The 19524-nt window shown below is 69.1% G+C and carries 18 protein-coding genes and 1 tRNA gene; 16 read left to right on the top strand and 3 right to left on the bottom strand.

Annotated features, from left to right (window positions below; all coding sequences use genetic code 11):
• Positions 1–42 precede the first annotated feature (42 nt).
• From QSK35_RS21410 to QSK35_RS21390, 5 genes are all read left to right on the top strand, one after another.
• On the top strand, positions 43–1323 hold the full coding sequence (locus QSK35_RS21410; RefSeq protein WP_285748877.1) for an FAD-dependent oxidoreductase: 1281 nt from the start codon (positions 43–45) through the stop codon (positions 1321–1323).
• Positions 1301–1843, top strand: a complete 543-nt coding sequence (locus QSK35_RS21405) for a ribonuclease FAU-1 family protein (protein ID WP_285748876.1) — start codon at positions 1301–1303, stop codon at positions 1841–1843. The genes QSK35_RS21410 and QSK35_RS21405 overlap by 23 nt, the downstream gene beginning before the upstream one ends.
• Positions 1840–2421: a nucleoside/nucleotide kinase family protein gene (locus tag QSK35_RS21400; RefSeq protein WP_285748874.1), complete on the top strand. Its 582-nt coding sequence runs from the start codon at positions 1840–1842 to the stop codon at positions 2419–2421. The genes QSK35_RS21405 and QSK35_RS21400 overlap by 4 nt, the downstream gene beginning before the upstream one ends.
• A 76-nt stretch (positions 2422–2497) precedes the next feature.
• On the top strand, positions 2498–2761 hold the full coding sequence (locus QSK35_RS21395) for a DUF6412 domain-containing protein (protein ID WP_285748872.1): 264 nt from the start codon (positions 2498–2500) through the stop codon (positions 2759–2761).
• 40 nt (positions 2762–2801) lie between these two features.
• Positions 2802–3419, top strand: coding sequence for a YidC/Oxa1 family membrane protein insertase (locus tag QSK35_RS21390; RefSeq protein WP_285748870.1), 618 nt, complete (start codon positions 2802–2804; stop codon positions 3417–3419).
• Here QSK35_RS21390 and QSK35_RS21385 read toward each other — a convergent pair.
• A complete protein-coding gene (locus QSK35_RS21385; protein WP_285748867.1) occupies positions 3401–4906 on the bottom strand; it encodes a PucR family transcriptional regulator in 1506 nt (501 codons plus the stop codon). The genes QSK35_RS21390 and QSK35_RS21385 overlap by 19 nt on opposite strands.
• A gap of 109 nt (positions 4907–5015) precedes the next feature.
• Here QSK35_RS21385 and pruA point away from each other — a divergent pair, with 109 nt between their 5' ends.
• Both pruA and QSK35_RS21375 read left to right on the top strand, forming a co-directional pair.
• Positions 5016–6644, top strand: coding sequence for an L-glutamate gamma-semialdehyde dehydrogenase (pruA, locus tag QSK35_RS21380; protein ID WP_285748866.1), 1629 nt, complete (start codon positions 5016–5018; stop codon positions 6642–6644).
• A 2-nt stretch (positions 6645–6646) separates the two neighbouring features.
• Positions 6647–7570, top strand: coding sequence for a proline dehydrogenase family protein (locus QSK35_RS21375; RefSeq protein WP_285748864.1), 924 nt, complete (start codon positions 6647–6649; stop codon positions 7568–7570).
• On the opposite strand, the gene QSK35_RS21370 is transcribed toward QSK35_RS21375, so the two are convergent.
• A complete protein-coding gene (locus QSK35_RS21370; RefSeq protein WP_285748862.1) occupies positions 7542–10052 on the bottom strand; it encodes a P-loop NTPase family protein in 2511 nt (836 codons plus the stop codon). The two genes, QSK35_RS21375 and QSK35_RS21370, sit on opposite strands and share 29 nt — an antisense overlap.
• 191 nt (positions 10053–10243) lie before the next feature.
• Here QSK35_RS21370 and QSK35_RS21365 point away from each other — a divergent pair, with 191 nt between their 5' ends.
• From QSK35_RS21365 to QSK35_RS21340, 6 genes are all read left to right on the top strand, one after another.
• On the top strand, positions 10244–10825 hold the full coding sequence (locus QSK35_RS21365; protein ID WP_285748860.1) for a winged helix-turn-helix domain-containing protein: 582 nt from the start codon (positions 10244–10246) through the stop codon (positions 10823–10825).
• On the top strand, positions 10818–11072 hold the full coding sequence (locus QSK35_RS21360) for a hypothetical protein (protein WP_285748858.1): 255 nt from the start codon (positions 10818–10820) through the stop codon (positions 11070–11072). Before QSK35_RS21365 ends, QSK35_RS21360 begins: the two co-directional genes overlap by 8 nt.
• Positions 11066–12718, top strand: a complete 1653-nt coding sequence (locus QSK35_RS21355) for a bifunctional 3'-5' exonuclease/DNA polymerase (protein ID WP_285748855.1) — start codon at positions 11066–11068, stop codon at positions 12716–12718. The genes QSK35_RS21360 and QSK35_RS21355 overlap by 7 nt, the downstream gene beginning before the upstream one ends.
• A 1185-nt stretch (positions 12719–13903) precedes the next feature.
• Complete coding sequence (locus QSK35_RS21350) at positions 13904–15289, top strand: carbohydrate-binding protein (protein WP_285748853.1); 1386 nt, start codon at positions 13904–13906, stop codon at positions 15287–15289.
• 85 nt (positions 15290–15374) lie between these two features.
• A tRNA-Val gene (locus tag QSK35_RS21345) sits at positions 15375–15446 on the top strand.
• A 106-nt stretch (positions 15447–15552) separates the two neighbouring features.
• On the top strand, positions 15553–16194 hold the full coding sequence (locus QSK35_RS21340; protein WP_285748851.1) for a DUF6597 domain-containing transcriptional factor: 642 nt from the start codon (positions 15553–15555) through the stop codon (positions 16192–16194).
• Here the strand turns inward: QSK35_RS21340 and QSK35_RS21335 are convergent.
• Positions 16176–17009, bottom strand: a complete 834-nt coding sequence (locus QSK35_RS21335; protein WP_285748849.1) for a hypothetical protein — start codon at positions 17007–17009, stop codon at positions 16176–16178. The two genes, QSK35_RS21340 and QSK35_RS21335, sit on opposite strands and share 19 nt — an antisense overlap.
• 145 nt (positions 17010–17154) lie before the next feature.
• Here QSK35_RS21335 and QSK35_RS21330 point away from each other — a divergent pair, with 145 nt between their 5' ends.
• The 3 genes from QSK35_RS21330 to QSK35_RS21320 are packed head-to-tail and all read left to right on the top strand — an operon-like array spanning position 17155 to position 19507.
• Positions 17155–17556: a hypothetical protein gene (locus QSK35_RS21330; RefSeq protein ID WP_285748847.1), complete on the top strand. Its 402-nt coding sequence runs from the start codon at positions 17155–17157 to the stop codon at positions 17554–17556.
• 12 nt (positions 17557–17568) lie between these two features.
• Positions 17569–18177, top strand: coding sequence for a DUF3558 domain-containing protein (locus QSK35_RS21325; protein WP_285748845.1), 609 nt, complete (start codon positions 17569–17571; stop codon positions 18175–18177).
• A gap of 58 nt (positions 18178–18235) precedes the next feature.
• On the top strand, positions 18236–19507 hold the full coding sequence (locus QSK35_RS21320; protein ID WP_285748844.1) for a hypothetical protein: 1272 nt from the start codon (positions 18236–18238) through the stop codon (positions 19505–19507).
• The last annotated feature ends 17 nt before the right edge of the window (positions 19508–19524 follow it).

Below are 19524 nucleotides of genomic sequence, written 5' to 3'. Positions count from 1 at the left end.
CTGAATATCTTCCTCACTAAGAGACTTAGTGAGGAGAGAGTCATGCGCGTACTGGTGATCGGGGCGGGGACCGGCGGGCTGTGCCTGGCGCACGGGCTGAAGCGGGCCGGCATCGACGTGACCGTGTTCGAACGGGACAGAGACCCGCAGCATCGGATCCTGGGCTATCGCGTCGGGATCAGTCCCGACGGCAGCCGGGCGCTGGCCGAGTGCCTGCCGCCGGAGGTGTTCGCGGAGTTCGTCCGCACCTGCGCGCGGCCGATCCGGCACATGAACATGCGGACCGAGAAGCTTCGCGAGCTGCTCACCGCCGACGTGGATCCGGGGTCGGACCCGGTGCGCAGCGAGAAGTCGGTGAGCCGCTCCGCGATGCGCAAGGCGTTGCTGATGGGCCTGGACGACGTCGTGCGGTTCGACAAGACGTTCACGAGCTTCGCCCGCAACGACGACGGCACCGTCACCGCGTTCTTCGCGGATGGCACCAGCGCGACCGGCGACGTGCTGGTCGCGGCGGACGGCGCGAACTCCCGCGTGCGCAAGCAGTACCTGCCGCAGGCGCAGGTCGTGGACTCCGGCGTCACCGCGATCGCGGGCAAGGTGTGGCTGGAACCGGGCGTCGAGGTGCCGCCGGGCGCGGACGAGGCGATCACGCTGCTGTTCGCGCCGCGCGGAGCCAGCCTGATCATCCACCACATGGTGTTCGACGGTCAGGACGTCGAGCCCGACTACCTGATGTGGGGCTACTCGGCGTCGAACGACAAGTTCCCCGCGCTGCGCGACGCCACGCCGGAGCAGCTCAAGCAGGTGGTGCTGGACCTGACGCCGTCGTGGCACCCGGCGCTGCGGGAGCTGGTGCGCAAGGCCGACCCGGAGACCGTGTTCAAGATCCACATCCGCACGTCGGAGCCGTTCGGCGCGTGGGAGCCGAGCAACGTGACGCTGCTCGGCGACGCGATCCACACCATGACGCCCGGTCGCGGGATCGGCGCCAACACGGCGTTGCGTGACGCGCAGGCGTTGTGCCGCAAGCTGATCGCTGTTTCGCAGGGCACCGAGGAGCTGATCCCGGCGATTGCCGCGTACGAGGCGGACATGCGGGAGTACGGGTTCAAGGCCGTACTCGAGTCGCGCGACCAGATCGACGGCAGCGCGCCGATCCACAAGCCGGTGATCGGACGCCTGATGCTGGCGGGTTTCCGCACGTTCCTCCGCGTCACGAACCGGGTGCCGGCGCTCAAGCGGAAGTTCATGGCCGCCGAAACCGAACTCCGCGACACGACGGAGCAACTAGATTCGAATCATGAGGTTGTTCGAACCGGGTGACGTGGCGGTGCGCCGGGAGGTCCTGCACGGCCGGGTGTGGTCCGAGATGCCGACACGAGTCGTGGCCGACTCACCGGACCTCCTGGCCGTGTTCGTCGAACCCGGCACACCGCTGAACTATCCGGAGCACCACTACCCGCACCCGTGGGACAAGCCGTCACGCGGGTTCTGGCGCGGCAACGGCAAGCTGATGCTGCACCGGCCCGGCGACGCGTACTCCGTGGACCTGTTCTGGCGCGGGCCGGACCGGGTGTTCAGCGACTTCTACCTCAACCTGCAGGCACCGTTCGAGCGCACGGACGACGGGTTCAACACCCTCGACCACGCGCTCGACTACCGCATGCACCTCGACGGGCGCTGGGAACAGTTGGACCTCGACGAGTTCGAACGCGACGTCGCCGTCGGCAAGTACTCGGCCGCCGAAGCCGAGGCGATCCGGCTGGAAGGCAAAAAGATCGAAGCCATGCTCTCTTCCGGCGACATCTGGTGGGACCTCGCCTGGGTGGACTGGACACCGTGAAGGTTCGCCCCCTGTCCCAGGAGACCTTGGTCTCGGAGTTGGTACAGCGAATAGTTCCGTTGCCGGGCCGGGCTCGGGTGATCATCGACGGCGCGTTCGGCACCGGTGAGCTCGCCGACGCGCTGGTGGAACCACTGCGGACGCTGGGACGCCCGGCCGTGCGGGTGTCCACAACGGACTTCCTGCGGCCGGCCTCGTTGCGGCTCGAACACGGGCGCACGGACCCGTACTCCTACCGGCACGACTGGTTCGACTTCGGCGGGCTGCAACGGGAAGTGCTGGACTCCGGGGACAAGGTGCTGCCGTCGTTGTGGAACGCGGCGACCGACCGGGCCAGCCGCGCGGACTACGTCGAGCTGCCGGACAGCGGTGTCGTGCTGGTCGACGGCACGTTGCTGCTGGACCGGTGGCTGCCCGCCGACCTGACCGTCCACCTGTGGCTCTCCCCCGCCGCGCTGCGACGTCGCACGGATCCCGATCTCCAGTGGACGATCCCGGCCTACGACGACTACGAACCCGTGGCGGACGTGAACGTGCGCTACGACCACCCAGAGCGTCCCGGCCTGGTGGTGTCGTGAGTGTTTTCCGTCGCTATGACGACGGAAAACACTCACGACCTGTAGCCTCGGGATTGTGATGCGACCGGAGAACAGGATGCGCTGGCAGTTGCTGCTGGCCGTGTTCCTGCCCGGCGTGTTCGCCTTCACGTTCTTCCACAACCCGGCCGAGCTGATCGCCGCAGTGGCCGCCATGGCCGTGATCGTGCTGGTCGTGGCCCCGCGCCTGCCGCAGGCCACGCCGCAGCGGGTCCGCTCGCTCTCGTTGCGCGAACGCGCCGAACGCGCCGCCCAACTCCGTCTCCGCGACCCCGACGCCGCGGGTCGTCCCCGTCCACGAGCACCGGGATGCCAGGGCTGATTCCTCGCCCACATCCCAACTCAAGACGGAGAACCAAACCGTGTTCCACGACCTGGGCTCAGCCCTGGCCGGGCTCGGCTCACCCGCGCTCGCCATCGTCCTGTTCACCGTGGCGGTGCGGCTGCTGCTGCACCCCCTCTACCGCGCCGCCGTCCGCGGCGAGAAGGCGAAAGCCAAGCTCGCCCCGGAGATCCGCAAGCTCAACAAGAAGTACGGCAAGGACCTCACCAAACTCACCGAGGAAACCCAGAAGGTCTACAAGAAGAACGGCGTCTCTATGTTCGCGGGCATCCTGCCGATGCTCGCCACAATCCCGTTCTTCATGGTGATGTACCGCCTGGTCACGACACCGAACCCGCTGCTGGACGGACAGTTGTTCGGCTTCTCGCTCGGCATCCACTTCACCAACGGCTACGCGTGGGTGTTCCTGGTGCTGTTCGCTTTGCTGGCCGTGGTCGCGTGGCTGACCGTGCGCTGGCAGAAGGCGCAACAGGATCCGGAGGCGCCGCCGGTGCCGTTCGCGAAGTTCCTGCGGGTCATGCCCTTCGCCACGGTGCTGGTCGCCGCGTGGCTGCCGCTGGCGGCGGGGTTGTACCTGCTCACCACGACCACGTGGACGTTCGCGGAACGGGCGATGCTCTACCGCATCCTCAGCTGAAGCTGGGCGAACAAGCGGACCAGCGGGTCGTTCAGATCGAGATCGATTCGCTTCAACCGGTACCGCAACGTGTTGGGGTGCACGTGCAGCTGCTCCGCGGCGGCTCGCACGTCACCCTGCGCGTCCAGCCACACCAGCAACGTCTTCGCCAGCTCCGGATCCAGGGCGTCGATCCGCGGATCGCGGATGCGCGGGTTGTCCGCGAGCAACGCCAGCGTCTCGCTGACCAGCACCTGTGACCGCACATCGGCGAGCGTCGCGACGTCGGTGTCGAGGTCGCGGCGCATCGCGTCGAGCACGCGGTCGGCCTCCTGCCGCGACGTGCGCACGTCGTCCAAAGTGGACACCGTGGATCCGACCGCGGCCTGTGCCGCGATGCCGAGGTGGCGGCGCGCCGTGGTGACGATCTCGCGCGTGAGCCCGAGAAGTTGTGCTCCTGGCACGAGATCCGGCAGCAGGACGTAGGTGCGGCCGCCGGCCTCGCTGACCAGCGCGCTGCGCCGGTACGCCGCCGCGTGCACGGAGATCAGCCCGGTCATCTCCGCGCGGCGCAGCTCGATCTCGCTGCGGCCGCCCTCGCCGCGCAGCACGAAAACCACTACCGCGGCGGGTTTCGCGGGGTCGGCGCCGATCTGGCCGGCCACGGTCGCGGCGTCCATGCGGCCGTCGAGCAACGCCATCAGCAGGTTTTCGCGGAACCGCGACGTGGGCTGGTTGCGTTGCTGGATCAGGTGCAGCGCGGTCACGCGGGCCGCGCCGAGCAACGCGCGTTCGGCCTGCTCCGCCAGTGGCGTGTCGCCTTCCTGCACCCAGATCGTGCCGAGCGGCTGCGCGCCGGCGTGGATGCCGACCGCGATGCGGCGCCGGATGCCGAGCTCGGGCCGTTCGTCGATGCGCACGACCTCCTCGCCGGAACGCAGCAGGTTGTAGACGCCCCACTCGCGCAGCATCTTCAGGTACGGCTCGGGCCCCTGGCGGCCGAGGATCGAGAGGCGGCGCAGCTCGTCGACCTCGTCGGACGAGCGGGAGTAGGCGAGCACGCGGCTCGCGGTGTCCTCGATGCTGACGATGCCGCCGGTGAGCGTGGCAATCGTTTGCGCGAGCGCGAACAGGTCGCCGAGGACCTCGCCGTCGTCGGTCGCCGTGGTGAGCACGCCGCGGGCCAACGCCTCCAGGTGCTCCCAGCGGACCTCCGGCCGGACGCTCAGCAGTGCCACCCCGGAGTCGGTCGCGGCCTGCTCCAGCGGTTGCGTCGACTCCTTCACCGCGACAGCCGCCGCACCGGCCCGTCCAGCGGCTCTGACCAGTGGCAACGCCGCCCGGCCGCGTGCACCGATGATGAGCACGAGGTCGCCTGGCCGGACGTCCGGCGGGTCGTCCGGATCCATGATCACGACGTCGCGGACCTCGGCCTCCAGGCCGTGCGGCACCACCCGTACCTCGACGAGCGGGTCGCCGAGGGCCATCAGGATCTGACGCAGGCTCATGGTTGGCCGATCGTACATCTCGCCATGCGAAGTTTGGCGAGATGCACAACGGTTACGCCTGCCCGCAGCCCTACATTTCAGGGACCGCGAATGTGAAAGGGAGTTGCCAGTGGACGCCGTGACCCGTGTTCCGTTGCCCGTGAACGAGCCGGTGCTGCAGTACGCCCCCGGTTCTGCCGAGCGCGCGGAACTGCAGGCGAAGCTGGCCGAGCTCCAGAAGGAGCCCCTCGAGCTCACCGCGACCATCGGCGGCGAGCAGCGCATGGGTGGTGGCGAGCGCGTCGACGTCGTGCAGCCGCACAACCACCGTTCCGTCCTCGGTACGTTCGCCTCTGCGACCCAGAAGGACACCGAGGACGCCCTCAAGGCCGCTCGTGAGGCCGCTCCCGCGTGGCGCGCCCTGTCCTACGACGACCGCGCCGCGATCCTGCTCCGCGCCGCCGACCTGCTCGCCGGCCCGTGGCGGCAGACGATCAACGCCGCCACGATGCTCGGTCAGTCCAAGACCGCGTTCCAGGCCGAGATCGACTCCGCGTGCGAGCTCATCGACTTCTGGCGCTTCAACGTCGCGTTCGGCCGCAACCTGATCGCCGAGCAGCCGATCTCCTCCCCCGGCGTGTGGAACCGCACGGACCACCGCCCGCTCGAGGGTTTCGTCTACGCGATCACGCCGTTCAACTTCACCGCCATCGCGGCGAACCTGCCGACCGCGCCCGCGTTGATGGGCAACGTGGTGCTGTGGAAGCCGTCGCCGACGCAGATGTTCTCCGCGCACCTCACCATGCGGCTGCTCGAAGAGGCCGGTCTGCCGCCGGGTGTCATCAACCTGCTGCCGGGTGACGGTCTGGCCGTCTCCGAGGTCGCGCTGAACTCCCCCGACCTCGCGGGCATCCACTTCACCGGCTCGACCGCCACGTTCCAGAAGCTGTGGGGCCAGGTCGGCGCGAACATCGCGTCCTACAAGTCGTACCCGCGCATCGTCGGCGAGACCGGCGGCAAGGACTTCGTGCTGGCGCACCCGTCGGCCGACCCGGACGTGCTGCGCGTCGCGCTGATCCGCGGTGCCTTCGAGTACCAGGGCCAGAAGTGCTCGGCCGCTTCCCGTGCGTACGTCCCGCGTTCCGTCTGGAACGTCATCAAGGACCAGTTCCTGGCCGAGGTCGAGGCGCTGACCTACGGCGACGTCACGGACTTCTCCAACTTCGGCGGTGCGGTGATCGACCGTCGTTCGTTCGACAAGCTCTCGGGCGTTCTGTCCGCCGCGCGGTCCGACTCCTCGCTGGAGATCGCCGCCGGTGGCACCGCGGACGACTCGGACGGTTTCTTCGTGCGCCCGACCGTTCTGCTGGGCGCCAACCCGTCGCACGATGTGTTCACCACCGAGTTCTTCGGCCCGGTGCTCGCGATCCACGTGTTCGACGACACCGACTACGACACCGTGCTGCGCCAGATGGAGAGCGCCACGGCGTACGGCCTCACCGGCTCGATCATCGCGCGTGACCGTCAGGCCGTCGCGCACGCTCAGGCCGAGCTCCGGTTCGCGGCGGGCAACTTCTACGTCAACGACAAGCCGACCGGTGCGGTCGTGGGCCAGCAGCCTTTCGGCGGCGGCCGCGCGTCCGGCACGAACGACAAGGCGGGGTCGATCCACAACCTGCTCCGCTGGGTGAGCCCGCGCTCCATCAAGGAGACCTTCGTGGCTCCGACCTCCCACCTCCACCCCCACCAGGGAGCCTGATCATGCTGCGCAGCACCCTGCTGATGGCGGCGCGTTCCTCCTGCGCCCGCAAGGTCGTCGAGTCCTCTCCGCTGACCAAGCCCGTCGTCGACCGGTTCGTCGCGGGTGAGGACGTCGAGTCCGCGATCCGGACCACCGCGGAGGTGCTCGCGGACGGCCGGCTCGTCACGCTGGACCACCTCGGTGAGGACACGGCCGACGCCGAGCAGGCGACCGCGACCGTCGAGGCGTACCTGAAGCTGTTGGGGCGCCTGGAAAGCCGTGGGCTGACCTCGGGCGCCGAGGTGTCGGTGAAGCTGTCGGCGGTGGGCCAGTTCCTGCCGATCGACGGCGAGAAGATCGCGCTGGAGAACGCGCGCCGCATCTGTTCCGCGGCGGCGGTGACCGGCACGACGGTGACGCTGGACATGGAGGACCACACCACCACCGACTCGACGCTGGGCATCCTGCGCGACCTGCGCGTGGACTTCCCGTGGGTCGGCGCGGTGCTGCAGGCCTACCTGCACCGCACCGAGCAGGACTGCCGCGACCTCGCGTACGAGGGCTCGCGCGTGCGGCTGTGCAAGGGCGCCTACCAGGAGCCGGCTTCCGTGGCGTACCAGGACAAGTCCGAAGTGGACATGTCGTACGTGCGCTGCCTGAAGATCCTGATGGCCGGTTCCGGTTACCCGATGGTCGCCTCACACGACCCGCGGTTGATCGCGATCGCGGCCGAGCTGGCTCAGGGCCGGTCGCTGGACTCGTACGAGTTCCAGATGCTCTACGGCATCCGGCCCGACGAGCAGCGCCGCATCGCCGCCGCGGGCAACCGGATGCGCGTGTACGTGCCCTACGGCGACGAGTGGTACGGCTACTTCATGCGCCGGCTCGCCGAGCGTCCCGCGAACGTCGCGTTCTTCATGCGTTCGCTGCTGACGACGAACTGACTAGTGCTTCGAGGCGTTTCTTCGCCTCCTCGCGATCGTCGAAGGCCTCGACAACGGTGTTGAGGCTTTCGACGGCAAGTTCGAGCTTCAGCGCTTCGTTCTTCAGGCCGCGCATGATCTGTACCGCCTGGTGCGCGAGCGCCAGCGCGTTCTCCAGTTCGTACCGCGTCTCCGCGCACAGCCGGGCGTAGACCGCGAGCACGTCGCCGTACGACGCGGTCTTGTGCAGCTCTTCGCGTGGTTTCGTCATGTGCCACAACACGATCGCGAAGTGCGCCGCCTCGCGTGATGCCTCGAACCGTTCCGCGCCGCGGAGGTTGAGCGCGAGCTGGTGCACGGCCCCGATGTGCGCCGCGGGGTTGCGGTGCCGCAGGCTTCGCCAGATCTCGATGACCTGTTCGGCCACCGCGATCGCCTGGTCGTGATGTTCCAGCTCGGACAGCGCCCGGCCGAGCGTGTGCAGTGATCCGGCGAGGCTGGGCCCGTAGACCCCGATCAGCTGCTGCGGCAGGGTTTTGCAGATTTCCAGCAGCCGGGCGGTCTGGGCGTCGGCCTCGTCGTCCCGTTCGCCGATCAGCAGCAGCTCGGTGTGCTGGGCGATCGCGCGCGCGTAGTTCACCTGGTAGCGCACGGTGTCCTCGGCCGCGAGCTCCTTCAGCAGCTCCATGCACTCCGTGGCCGCGGCGATCTCCACGTCGTAGTTTCGCGTCACCAGAACAACGTTGTGCAACGCCGTGGCGAGCCCGGCACGTCCCTCGGCATCCGTCGCGAGCTCCCGCCACAGCACGACGGCCTCCTCGGCGACCAGCGGTGCCTCGGAGATGTGACCGGTCTCGTCGAGCAGCTGGCTGTGCCGCATGACCGCGTCCGCGAGCTCCCTGGTGAACTCGGGGTTCGCCGGTGCCAGCCTGCGGAACACCTCGATCGCCTCGGCCACGGCCTCGGCGGCTGTCTCGGGTCGTCCGAAGTCGGCGAGGATGCGGCCGGCCAGCGCGAGGTTGCGGGCGAGTTCGGGTTCGTAGCGCGGATCGGTGTGGGTCGCCTCGCGCCAGTGGGCCAGCGACAGCTCCACGGCGTCGGCGGCCTCTTCCTTACGTCCGACCGTGAACAGCCGCCTGGCCAACGCGCTCGCGACGCGGGCGAAGTCCACCCGGAAGAGCGCCGGGTACATCTCCGCCAGTCCCTGGAACATCACCGCGGCGCGGCTGATCGCGTCGACCGCCTCGTCCGGCATGCCGAGCGCGGCGTACCGGTAGCTGATCTGCTCCATCGCGGCGGCGAGCTGCGGCAGCGTCTCCGGGTCCTCCTCGGCGATCCGCTTCCAGAGTTCGATCGCCTCCTCCGACGTCTTCAGGACCTCGTCGTTGCGTTCCAGGGCGATCAGCCGCAGGCTCAGGTCGCCCAGCGCGTCGGCGAGCAGCGCGCGGTTCTCCGGGTCCTGCTCGGCGAGCTTGCGGTAGGCGTCGACCTCTTCATATGACGCGTCGGCGGCCTCCTCGCGCAGCCCGGCGATCGCGGTGCGGGCGCTGAGGTTGCCCCACATCTCGGCCTGTTCGAGCAGGTCCTCGCTGTGCTTCAGGGTGTGGTCGAGGAGCCGTTTCGTGATCATCGACGGCAGTGCGTCCAGCGCGAAGTTCTCGTCGGCGAAGACGCGCCTGGCGACCTGTTCCAGCGCGGGCAGGCCGGCGATGCCGGCGAGCGCGCGCAGGGTGGAGATGTCGACCTCGTCGACCAGTTCCTTGCCCTTGCGGGTGAACAGCTCGTCGACCTTCGGTTTCAGCTGCGGCCACCGGGTCGCGGCGTGGACGAGGAGGTCGGGGTTCTCCTCCGTTGGCGCGACGGCTAGGTAGTCCTCGGCCAGCTTCCGTTGTGGCGTGCCCGTGTCGCGCGCCTTGAGCTGACGGACGAGCTGCGTGCGGTTGACGTCCAGCGGGTCGCCGTGCACCGCGGTGAGCGCCGCCATGTGCAGGTCGAGGACGGTCTCGTCGGCGATCGCCGGCGGTTCCTGCGTTGGCGGTTCGGTGCTCAGCGCCTTGGCGAACGCCTTGCACGCCAACATGAAGCTGCGCTTGCGGTTGTCGAGCGCCGGGCTGAGCGGCCGGTCGGTCACGACGTAGTCGAAGTCCGCGACGCGCTGCCGCGTGGACGACCACCACCAGCCGGTCGTGCGGGACGTGAGCAGCACGCGGTGCGCCCCGCCCCGGATCGAGCTCTGCAGCTCCTTGAACAGGTCGGGCCACGTCCAGCGGTCCGCGTCGTCGATGACGAGCAGCTTCTTGCCGTCGTCGTCCCAGTCCTTCCGGACCTGTTCGACCAGACGCGTCTTGCCCGAACCCGCGGGGCCGTGCACGAGCAGCGCGGCCAGCGGGTGCGGGGCGTTCTTCCATTCGGCCAGCTCCGCGAGCTCGGCGGAGCGGCCGTGGAACGGCACGACCTCCGCACGGGCATCAAGCAGTTCGGCAACGCTTCGTGCTCGATCCACCCCACAATAGTGCGGGCTGTCCGTCGCGTTGGGTACTTGAACCACACGTTCGTGTGGGATTGCCCCTGCGGCCAATTTTCCTTGCCACGTCACGGGATCGATCATTTCTGGTGGAGCCCGTCCACCGTTGCGTTGGCTACTGTGCGTGATCACGCTTGACCCGGTTCGTATCGCAACAGTACTTTCGAAACATGTCTTTCGATAAGGCTCGCGTCCTGACGGCCCAGGACTTGCGCGCGATGAGCCACCCGTTGCGGGTGCGGCTCATCGCGCTTCTCGAGACGGAGGGCCCGCTCACGGCCACCGAGGCGGCTGCGCGGTTGGAGACGACGCCCGCCAACTGCTCGTTCCACCTGCGGCTGCTGGCGCGGCACGGGTTCGTCGAGGAAGCCGCTGGTGGGGTGGGCAGGCAGCGCCCGTGGCAGGTGGTCGAGGAGATCACTCAGATCAAGTCCGACACGCTCGACGAGGAGTCGATGCCGGCGTTGCGCGCCCTCGACGAGATCGAGATGCAGACCTTCCGCGACGCCGTGGCGTCATATCTGCGTACACGCGACCAGTACCCACCGGAGTGGCGCGAGGCGGTCGGACGGTCGTGGGCCACCGTGCATCTGACCGCCGCCGAGACCGCGGAGCTGAAGCAGAAGCTCCACGCGGTGTTCGAGCCGTACATGGAGCTGGGCCGTCCGTCTCGGCGCCGTCCGGGGACGGTTCCGGTGATGGCTCAGCAGGCGTTGATCCCGTTGCGTATGCCGGAGGCCACCGATGTTTGAGATCTCGGAGTCGCCGGACGGCCGCTGGCAGCTGGTGGCCGACTCGTCGGGTGTGCTGCACCTGCTCGACCTCATGTTCCCGGACGAGCCGCCGTGGCCGCTCACGGTGCCCGGAGTGCCCGGTCCGTGGGCGCGTGACTCCTCGGGTTTCTCCTTGCTGACGCCCTCCGGTCCGAGCTTCTTCTCACTGCTCCATGGCTCCGTCCCGAAATTGTCAGACCCCTCCGACACAATCGGAGCGTGCTGATAGCCCTCGTTCCGGAAGCGGACTCCGCAGGCCGGTTGCGCAAGATCTCGGAGGACGGGTCCCCCGCCGGCCCGGTCGTCGAGACTGCCGACCTGCCCGCAGCCGTGTCCTCGATGGAGCGTCTGCACAAACCCAGATGGGTGTGGGCGTCGACGCCGGAGGTGTACCCGGACCTACTGGCGGCCGGCGTGCGCGTAGAGCGCTGCCACGACCTGACGTTGACCGAGGGCCTACTCCTGGCCCACGCCGGCCGCCACCGTGAACCGCGCGAACTCCCAGCCGCCATCGCCCGCGTACTGGGCCTACCCCCACCACCCGACGCCGGCCCACGCAAGCGCGACGCGCAACCCACCCTGTTCGAGCCTGTTCCCGCTTCATTGCCTGGAGGTGTAGACCCACTGGACGCGGTGGGCCGGGTTTTCGGTGCCCAGCAAGCAAACCCGTTGTTCGACCAACTGCGCTTGCTGGTCGCCGCAGACTGCGCAAGCTGGCTGGCCGCATGCGAGATGACCTTCCACGGCCTCCCGTGGCGAGAGGACGTGCATCTTTCGCTCCTGGAGGACCTACTCGGCCCACGCACACCGCCCGGCGTACGCCCCCGCAAACTGGCAGCCCTGGCCGACCGCATCGTCGCGGCGTTCGGCGGTCGCGCGGTGAACCCGGACGCCCCCGGCTCGATCGTGCAGGCGTTCGCCTGGGAGGGCATCGACATCCCGTCGGCGCGAGCGTGGGTGCTGCGTTCCCTGGACCACCCGGCCGTGGCACCTTTGCTGGAGTACAAGGAACTCCAGCGCCTGTGGACCGCGCACGGCTGGTCGTGGCTGGACGCGTGGGTGTCCGATGGCAGGTTCCGCCCGGAGTACGTAGTGGGCGGGGTCGTCTCCGGCCGCTGGGCGTCGAACGGCGGCGCGGCCCTGCAGATCCCGCGCATCCTCCGCACAGCGATCCGAGCAGACCCAGGCCACCTTCTAGTGGCCGCCGACGCCGCCCAACTGGAACCCCGTGTGCTGGCAGCACTTTCCGGCGACCAACGCCTGGCCGAGGCGTGCGGCGACGACGACCTCTACGCCGCAATCGCCAGCGACTCGTTCCAAGGCGAACGCCCCAAGGCCAAAATCGCCATGCTGTCAGCGATGTACGGCGGCACCAGCGGCGAGGCCGGCCCGCTGCTAGCAGTACTACGCCGCCGCTTCCCTTCGGCGGTCGGCTACGTGGAGTCCGCCGCCCAGGCAGGGGAACAGGGCCGCATGGTCCGCTCCCGCCTGGGCCGAACCTCTCCAACCCCATCGGACGCGTGGCGCGAACTGACCGGCGCCGCAGACGACGCCGGCGACTCGGCCGCCCGCTCCCGCCAGGCCGCGCGCAACTGGGGCCGCTTCACCCGCAACTTCGTAGTCCAGGCGAGCGCGGCGGACTGGACCGCCGCCCTACTAGCCGTCCTCCGCACCCACCTACCCCCGGACGCGCACCTGGTGTTCTTCCAGCACGACGAGGTCCTGGTCCACTGCCCAGCCCCTGCCGCGGAGGCGGCGTGCGACGCCATCACGAGCGCGGCGCGCGAAGCAACCAGACTCCTGTTCGGCGACACGCAGGTCCGCTTCCCCATGCGCGCAGTCCCAGTCGAGTCCTACGCGGACGCCAAGTAACCCGCACGGCGAGCACGCCCCACCCCAATGCCGACCGCGCGCCCACGCGCCACTGTCCCAATGCCAACCGCGCGCCCACGCGCCACCGTCCGCACAACGCACCCCGCGCACCCCGGACACCCAGGCACCCGGACATCCAGGCATCCAGGCATCCAGGCATCCAGGCATCCGCCGCAGCCCACCACTGTCCGCTCTCGCCGCAGCCCGCACATCCCGCCGCAGCCCCCGCAGACCGCAGTCGCGCCCGCCGCAGCCCCACAGACGGCAGTCGCGGCCGCCGCAACGCGCACACGCTGCCGTCCCCGCACGCTGGCGCAGGCGTCCCCCGCCCCCAGGGGTCCCCTGCTTTCATTTTTCCATCCACCACCGACAATTCCGGACGCCGCCGGTCCGACGCGAACTCCCCTGCCCCGCTCCGCGCCCGCCGCGCACGCTCTCGCAGGCGTCCCCCGCCCCAGGGCCCTGCCAACATTCTCCCCACTGGCACTGACAATTCCGGACGCCACAGTCCCACCCGAAGGTCCCGCCAACACCCCGGTGCACGCTCTCGCCCCGCCCACCGCGGATGCTCACGCCACACCCCGCGCCCGCCGCACGTGCCCACCCATTCCCCACGTGCGCCGCGCACTCACCTGGCCGCTCCCCCCACCGCGCACCTGCCGCAAGCGCACGCTGCCAACGAGGCCCTACCTTGATTTCCGACCACCACCGACGATCCCCGGACCCCACGGGGTCCCACGCACTCCCCTCCGCGCACGCGTCCGCCCACCGGCACGCGCCTGACCACTCCCCACAGCCGCCGCGCACTTCCCCGCCCACCCGCGCCCGCCGTGCAAGCACCCGCCCGCTCCGCAGGCCCACCGCGCGCACACTTGCCCGCTCGCCGCGCAGGCTCCCGCAGGCGTCCCCCGCCCCAAGGGGCCCCTGCCGCAATCCTCCCACCCACCACTGACAATCCCGTCCCAACCGACCCACCCAAACGCCCCATCCACTCGGCCGAACACCGCACCCCACGCACCCCGCCCACCGCTCCCAAACCCGCAGGCCCCCGCCCCACATCCCGATCTTGATCCCCCACCCCCAGCACGGCATTGCTCCAAACGGGTGCTTCTCTTTTGGTCGTGAGAGCGCTCTCATAGTGGCCAGCACCACACGCCCTGCCCGTGACAAGGAGGTCACTCGCGCATGAGCCGCCGACGCCGCATTCTCGCGGCCACGACCGCACTGCTCGCCGCGATACCCGTCGCGGTCGTCGCCATGTCCGCCCAGGCGGCCATTCCCCCCACGCCGTCCGGCTGGACGTTCGTGTGGGGCGACGACTTCAACGGTGCTGCGAACACGCTCCCGTCTTCGTCGAACTGGATCTTCGATCTCGGGCACGCCTATCCCGGTGGTCCGGGCAACTGGGGCACCGGTGAGATCCAGAACTACACCAACAGCACCAACAACATCAGGCTCGACGGCGCGGGCAACCTCCGCATCACGGCCCAGCGCGACGGCGCGGGCAACTGGACGTCCTCGCGCATCGAGACGCAGCGGTCGGACTTCAAGCCGGCGGCGGGCGGCAAGCTCGCCATCGAGGGGCGCATCCAGATGCCGAACGTCACCGGCCAGGCGGCGCTCGGCTACTGGCCAGCGTTCTGGGCGCTCGGGTCGCCCTACCGCGGCAACTACTGGAACTGGCCGTCCATCGGTGAGTTCGACATCATGGAGAACGTCAACGGCATCAACTCCGTCTGGGGCGTACTCCACTGTGGAGTGAACCCCGGCGGGCCGTGCAACGAGACGAGCGGCATCGCGTCGAACCGCCCCTGCCCCGGTTCGTCGTGCCAGTCCGCGTTCCACACGTACCGCTTCGAGTGGGACGACGGTCTCAAGCAGTTCCGCTGGTACGTGGACGGCCAGCAGTTCCACACGGTCAACCGCGACCAGGTCGGCGCGGGCACGTGGGACCAGATGACGACTCACGCCGGCTACTTCATCCTGCTGAACCTCGCGATGGGCGGCGCCTTCCCGAACGCGCTCGCCGGCCAGACCCCCACCGCCGCAACGGTTCCCGGCCACTCGCTGGTCGTCGACTACGTCGCGGTCTACCGGTCCGGCGGTGGCGGCGGCACCACGACGACGAACCCGACAACCACCACGTCGTCCAACCCCGGCGGCGGCTACAACGCCTACAGCGAGATCCAGGCGGAGAGCGCCCAGGAACGCTCCGGCGGCACGATCGGCACGGTGTCCGAAGGCGGATCGGGCGTGCACCAGATCGCGAACGGCGGTTATCTGAAGTTCTCGGGCGTCAACTTCGGCAGCAGCACGGCCCGGCAGTTCTACGCCCGCGCGGCCTCCGGCGCGACCGGCGGCGTCAGCGGCCTCGTCGAGGTGCGCCTCGACAGCCGCACCGCCGCGCCGATCGGCAGCTTCGCCATCGCCGGCACCGGCGGCTGGCAGTCGTGGACGACCGTCCCGGCGAACATCAGCGGGGTCACCGGCACCCACGACGTCTACATCACCTTCACCAGCGGCCAGCCCGCGCCGTACGTGAGCTTGAACTGGGTGAAGTTCGGCACGTGAGCCTGTGGCGGGGTCCGGATGCCTCCTTCCTCCGGACCCCGCCACGCCCAATCCGAAGGCACCCGCTAGACTCGTTCCGCAACACGGACGATTAGCTCAGCGGGAGAGCACTACCTTGACACGGTAGGGGTCACTGGTTCAATCCCAGTATCGTCCATCGAAAGGGCCTGATCAGGGCCCTTTTTTCGTGCTCGGAACCGGTAGTGCGGCTCGGGACGATCAGACCGGTCGTCGACCTGCCGGGACTTTGAGACGATGACGACGTGTACCGCGAGCACCCCGCGCCCGCCGGGCTGGCCTGCCTGTGGACCCGCGAGTCCACGGAGCCGCACGTCGCGCGCGTCGTGCCGGACGGCTGCACCGACCTGATCTGGGTTCCGGACACCGGCGCCCTGTTCGTGGCGGGCCCGGACACCGAGGCGCACCTGACGACGATCCGGCCGGGCCGCATGTTCGGGGTGCGCTTCCCGCCCGGCGCGGGCCCGGCGGTGTTCGGCGTGCCCGCGCACGCCCTGCGCGACCTCCGCGTGCCGCTCACCGAGCTGGTGCCGGCGGCTCGCCTCACCTCGTCCAACGACATCGTGACGTTCGCCGAACAACGCCTGCGCCCGGACCCGGCGGTCGCCGCGACGGCGCATGCGTTGCGGCACAACGATGTCGCGTCCGTGGCGTGGGAGCTCGGCCTGAGCACGCGCCAGCTGCACCGGCGTTGCCTGGACGCGTTCGGCTACGGACCCAAGATGCTGCAACGGGTCCTGCGCTTCGACCGCGCCATGAAACTGGCCTGGGCGGGCACGCCGTTCGCGTCGATCGCCGCCGAGTCCGGGTACGCCGACCAGGCCCACTTGTCCCGTGAGGTCAAGGAGTTCGCCGGCGTCCCGCTGCGTCAGCTGATCCGCCCGTAGGCCTTCAGCTTGAGCAACGCGTCGATCGTCACGATCGGCCGCCACTCGAAGCGCGTCACCGGCGTCCACGCCGCCCACGGGAAGTCCCAGCCACCGTCTTCCTTTTGCGCCGCAACGAGTTCGTCCAGACTGCGCGCGAACTCCTCGTCGCTGTACCACCGCCGCGCCAGGCTGGTCGGCGTGGGCGCGAAGTCGTGCGGCTTGTGTGCTTCCTCTTCGGGAATGCCGTCCAGGACAAGCTGTTCCCTGACGATCCGCCCCAACCGTTCGGCCGCCTCCTCGGCGCGCCGCCGGTCCGGCACCTCGTCGAGGAACATGCGGCACGCGTTGGCCTCATAGGGATGCGTGCTGGTCAGGCCGTCGATCTGCCGCCAGCAGTACTCGGTCGCCTCGTCGAGCCACGGGTGACTGATCTTCATCTTGTGCAACGCCGACACCACCTGCGCGGTCAGCAACAAGCAGCCCTGACCGTCCATCTCGATCCACGGCGCGTGCGGGTAGTCCCGCCCACTCGTGAGCCCGAACGGCACCCCGTTGTTCGAGATCTTGGTCAGCCAGTCGAGCACCGGCGGCACGTGCACCGACGCGCCCAGTTCACCGAGCAGGTGCAACGCGCTTAGCACGTGCAGCGGCTGACTTGTCGGACCCCGCCCGTCCGGCTCGAGCGCGTGCCCGTAGCCGCCGTCGTCGTTGCGGTACGCGAGCAGCGCCGTCAGCACCGGCTCGGCCGGGCCGCCGTCGAAGAGGAACTCGAATCGCCGCTGCTCCAGGACGCGGGCGTTGTGCCACATGAAGGACCTAGCTCGTTCGATCATGCCTCGAACGTAGGCGCATGCGGCGGCCCCGGTCTTGAACGAATCGGACACCCATCTGGGCGATCCTCCTCAATCGATCAGCCCCACGGGGAACCGGCGCTGTGTAAAAATCCTCTAAGGGAGAGGGCACTGAGGGGAGCTGAGCATGCCTGCGATCGAGTTCATGGCGAGCACGCCGGTCATGGGTCAAGCGGTGGGTGACGTGGTCGGGAGCGGGATCTCCTCGCTCGTCGGCACGTCCCAGACGAAGTTCAGTATCGATCCCGCCGAGGCCCAGAAGCTCATCGACGGCCTGAACAAGGCGAAGGAAGAGCTACTCAAGCTCTACGACGACGCCATGGACATCGCAAACGTCAACTCGCCCGGCAAGGACCTCTACAGCGGGTTCGCGACGATTGCCATTCGCCAGGCGGCTGGGGAACAGGAGGGTGGCTACCGCTGGGCGAATCGCCAGGCCCGCGACGCCCTTGACCAGACCATCCTGAGCATCCAGGACGCGCTCAAGGTCTACCGAGAGACCGAAGCCAACAACACCGCTGTTTTTTAGGGGAAATCACTCGTGAACCGTCTCGCGTTGACCGCTCTGGCCACGATCGCCGCAGCGGGGCTCCTCGTCGGCTGCGACTCGAAGACGCCGGGCACCGCCACGACGGCACCGGGCACGGGCGGCAACACCGGATCCCCGACGTCGACCTCCGCCTCGAGCAGCGGTGAGGCGCCACCCGTCACCGGCACCCCGCTCAGCCTCGACAAGTTCAAGACCGATCCATGCACGCTGCTGACGCCGGAGCAGATCACCCAACTCGGCGACATGAAGCCGGGCGAAAAGCGTGACCGCAGCGGTCAGCCCCAGTGCATCTGGCACCCGAAGGCGCCCACCGGAGCGTTCTCCTTCACGTACACGTTCAGCAAGAGCACGCTGAACGACTACTACAAGGGCAAGAGCAACTATCCGTATTTCAAACCGGCGCAGGTTTCCGGCTATCCGGCCGCGAGTTTCGACGGCATTGACGGCGTCCACGGTGACTGCAGCACCGTCGTCGCATTGTCGGACAAGACGGCGCTGATGGTCCAGGTCAACATGAGTACCAAGACCGCGCCCAACTATTCGACGCCGTGCACCGTGTCGGAAAAGGGCGCGGCCATCGCGATCGAGGGGCTGAAGTGAGGCAGCGATGACGAATCCTCAATCACCGGTCGACATGGATTTGTCAGGCTTCGGCCTGATGACCTTGGGCATAGGGGCCGACAAGATCTACAGCTGGTTCCACGATGGCAAGGGTCCCGAGGCGACGACGGACATGAGCGATCAGGGCTTCGCCAGCCTGTCCAACGGTCACGCGAACGTCGCTCAGCTGATCAACGACGCCGTGCGCGCGTCGGGCGCCAGCTGGGAAGGCGCCGCCGGTGATCAGGCGCGCGCCAACACCTCTCCCCTCGGCACCTGGGCCACCGCGACCGGCGACAGCGCACAGCAAGCGTCGAACGCGAGCTTCGAGATCGGAAGTGCGTTCCGCCAGGCCAAGAACTCGGTCCAACCACCCGTCCAGGTGCCTGACAAGCCCTGGTACCAGCCCGTCGCCTTCTGGGACACGGACTACGACGACGCTCTGGAAAAGCAGCAGCAGGTGAACGAGGCGAACATGCGCGTCCTCAACACCTACGCGAGCTCCGCCAACAGCGCCTCCAGCAATCTTCCGACGTTCGAGTCCCCAGACGGGGCGGGCGCCGAGATCGAGAAGCCGCCGCCTCCGCCGCCACCGATCGAGAACTGGCCGCCGATCCCGCCGCCACCACCGGGCAAGGGAAAGCCCGGTGACGGCACCGGCGACGGCACGGGGGACGACGACGGCACAACGAAGTCGGGCTGGACGCCACCACCTGGCAGCGACGACGGCACGCGGAAGTCGAGCATCGACGATCCGGGCAGGCGCGTCGACCCGCCGACGCCCCCGCCGCTCAACGACCGTGATCGGCCGCTGCCTCCGCCGCCGCCACCGCAGCTGCCGTACGACCCGACGAAGCCGCCTGACCCGCGCAACCCGAACGACCCGCGCAACCGCAACCGGCCGCCTGGTCCCGGCAACCCGAACGATCCGCGCAACCGCCCTGGCGGTCCGGGAGGACCCGGCACGGGGCGTGGCGGCGGTCCGGGCGGTGGCCCCGGAGGCGGCGCCGGCCGCGGCGCCGGTGGCCTCGGCGGGCCTGGCGCCGGCGGGATCGGTGGACGCGCGGCGGCCGGGCAGGGCTTTGGGCCCGGCGGGTCGGCCGGCGTCATGGGCGAAGGCCGTGGCGGCGCGGGCGGCTTCGGGCCCGGTGGGGCTGGAGCGGCCGGACGTGCGGGCGCGGGTGGAGCCGCGGGCATGGGCGGTATGGGCCAAGGCGCCAAGGGGCAGGGGGACGAGGACAAGGAACACAAGTCCGCGTCTTACCTGCAGGAGACCGAGGACATCTTCGGCGACGGCACGATGGTGGCGCCGCCGGTCATCGGCGGATAATGGACACCTGGGGGAAA

It is taken from the genome of Lentzea sp. NBRC 105346, from assembly GCF_030269605.1.
Lineage (GTDB): Bacteria > Actinomycetota > Actinomycetes > Mycobacteriales > Pseudonocardiaceae > Lentzea.
The sequence above is the reverse complement of the archived record's forward strand: the minus strand, read 5'-3'. Positions and strand labels throughout refer to the sequence as shown.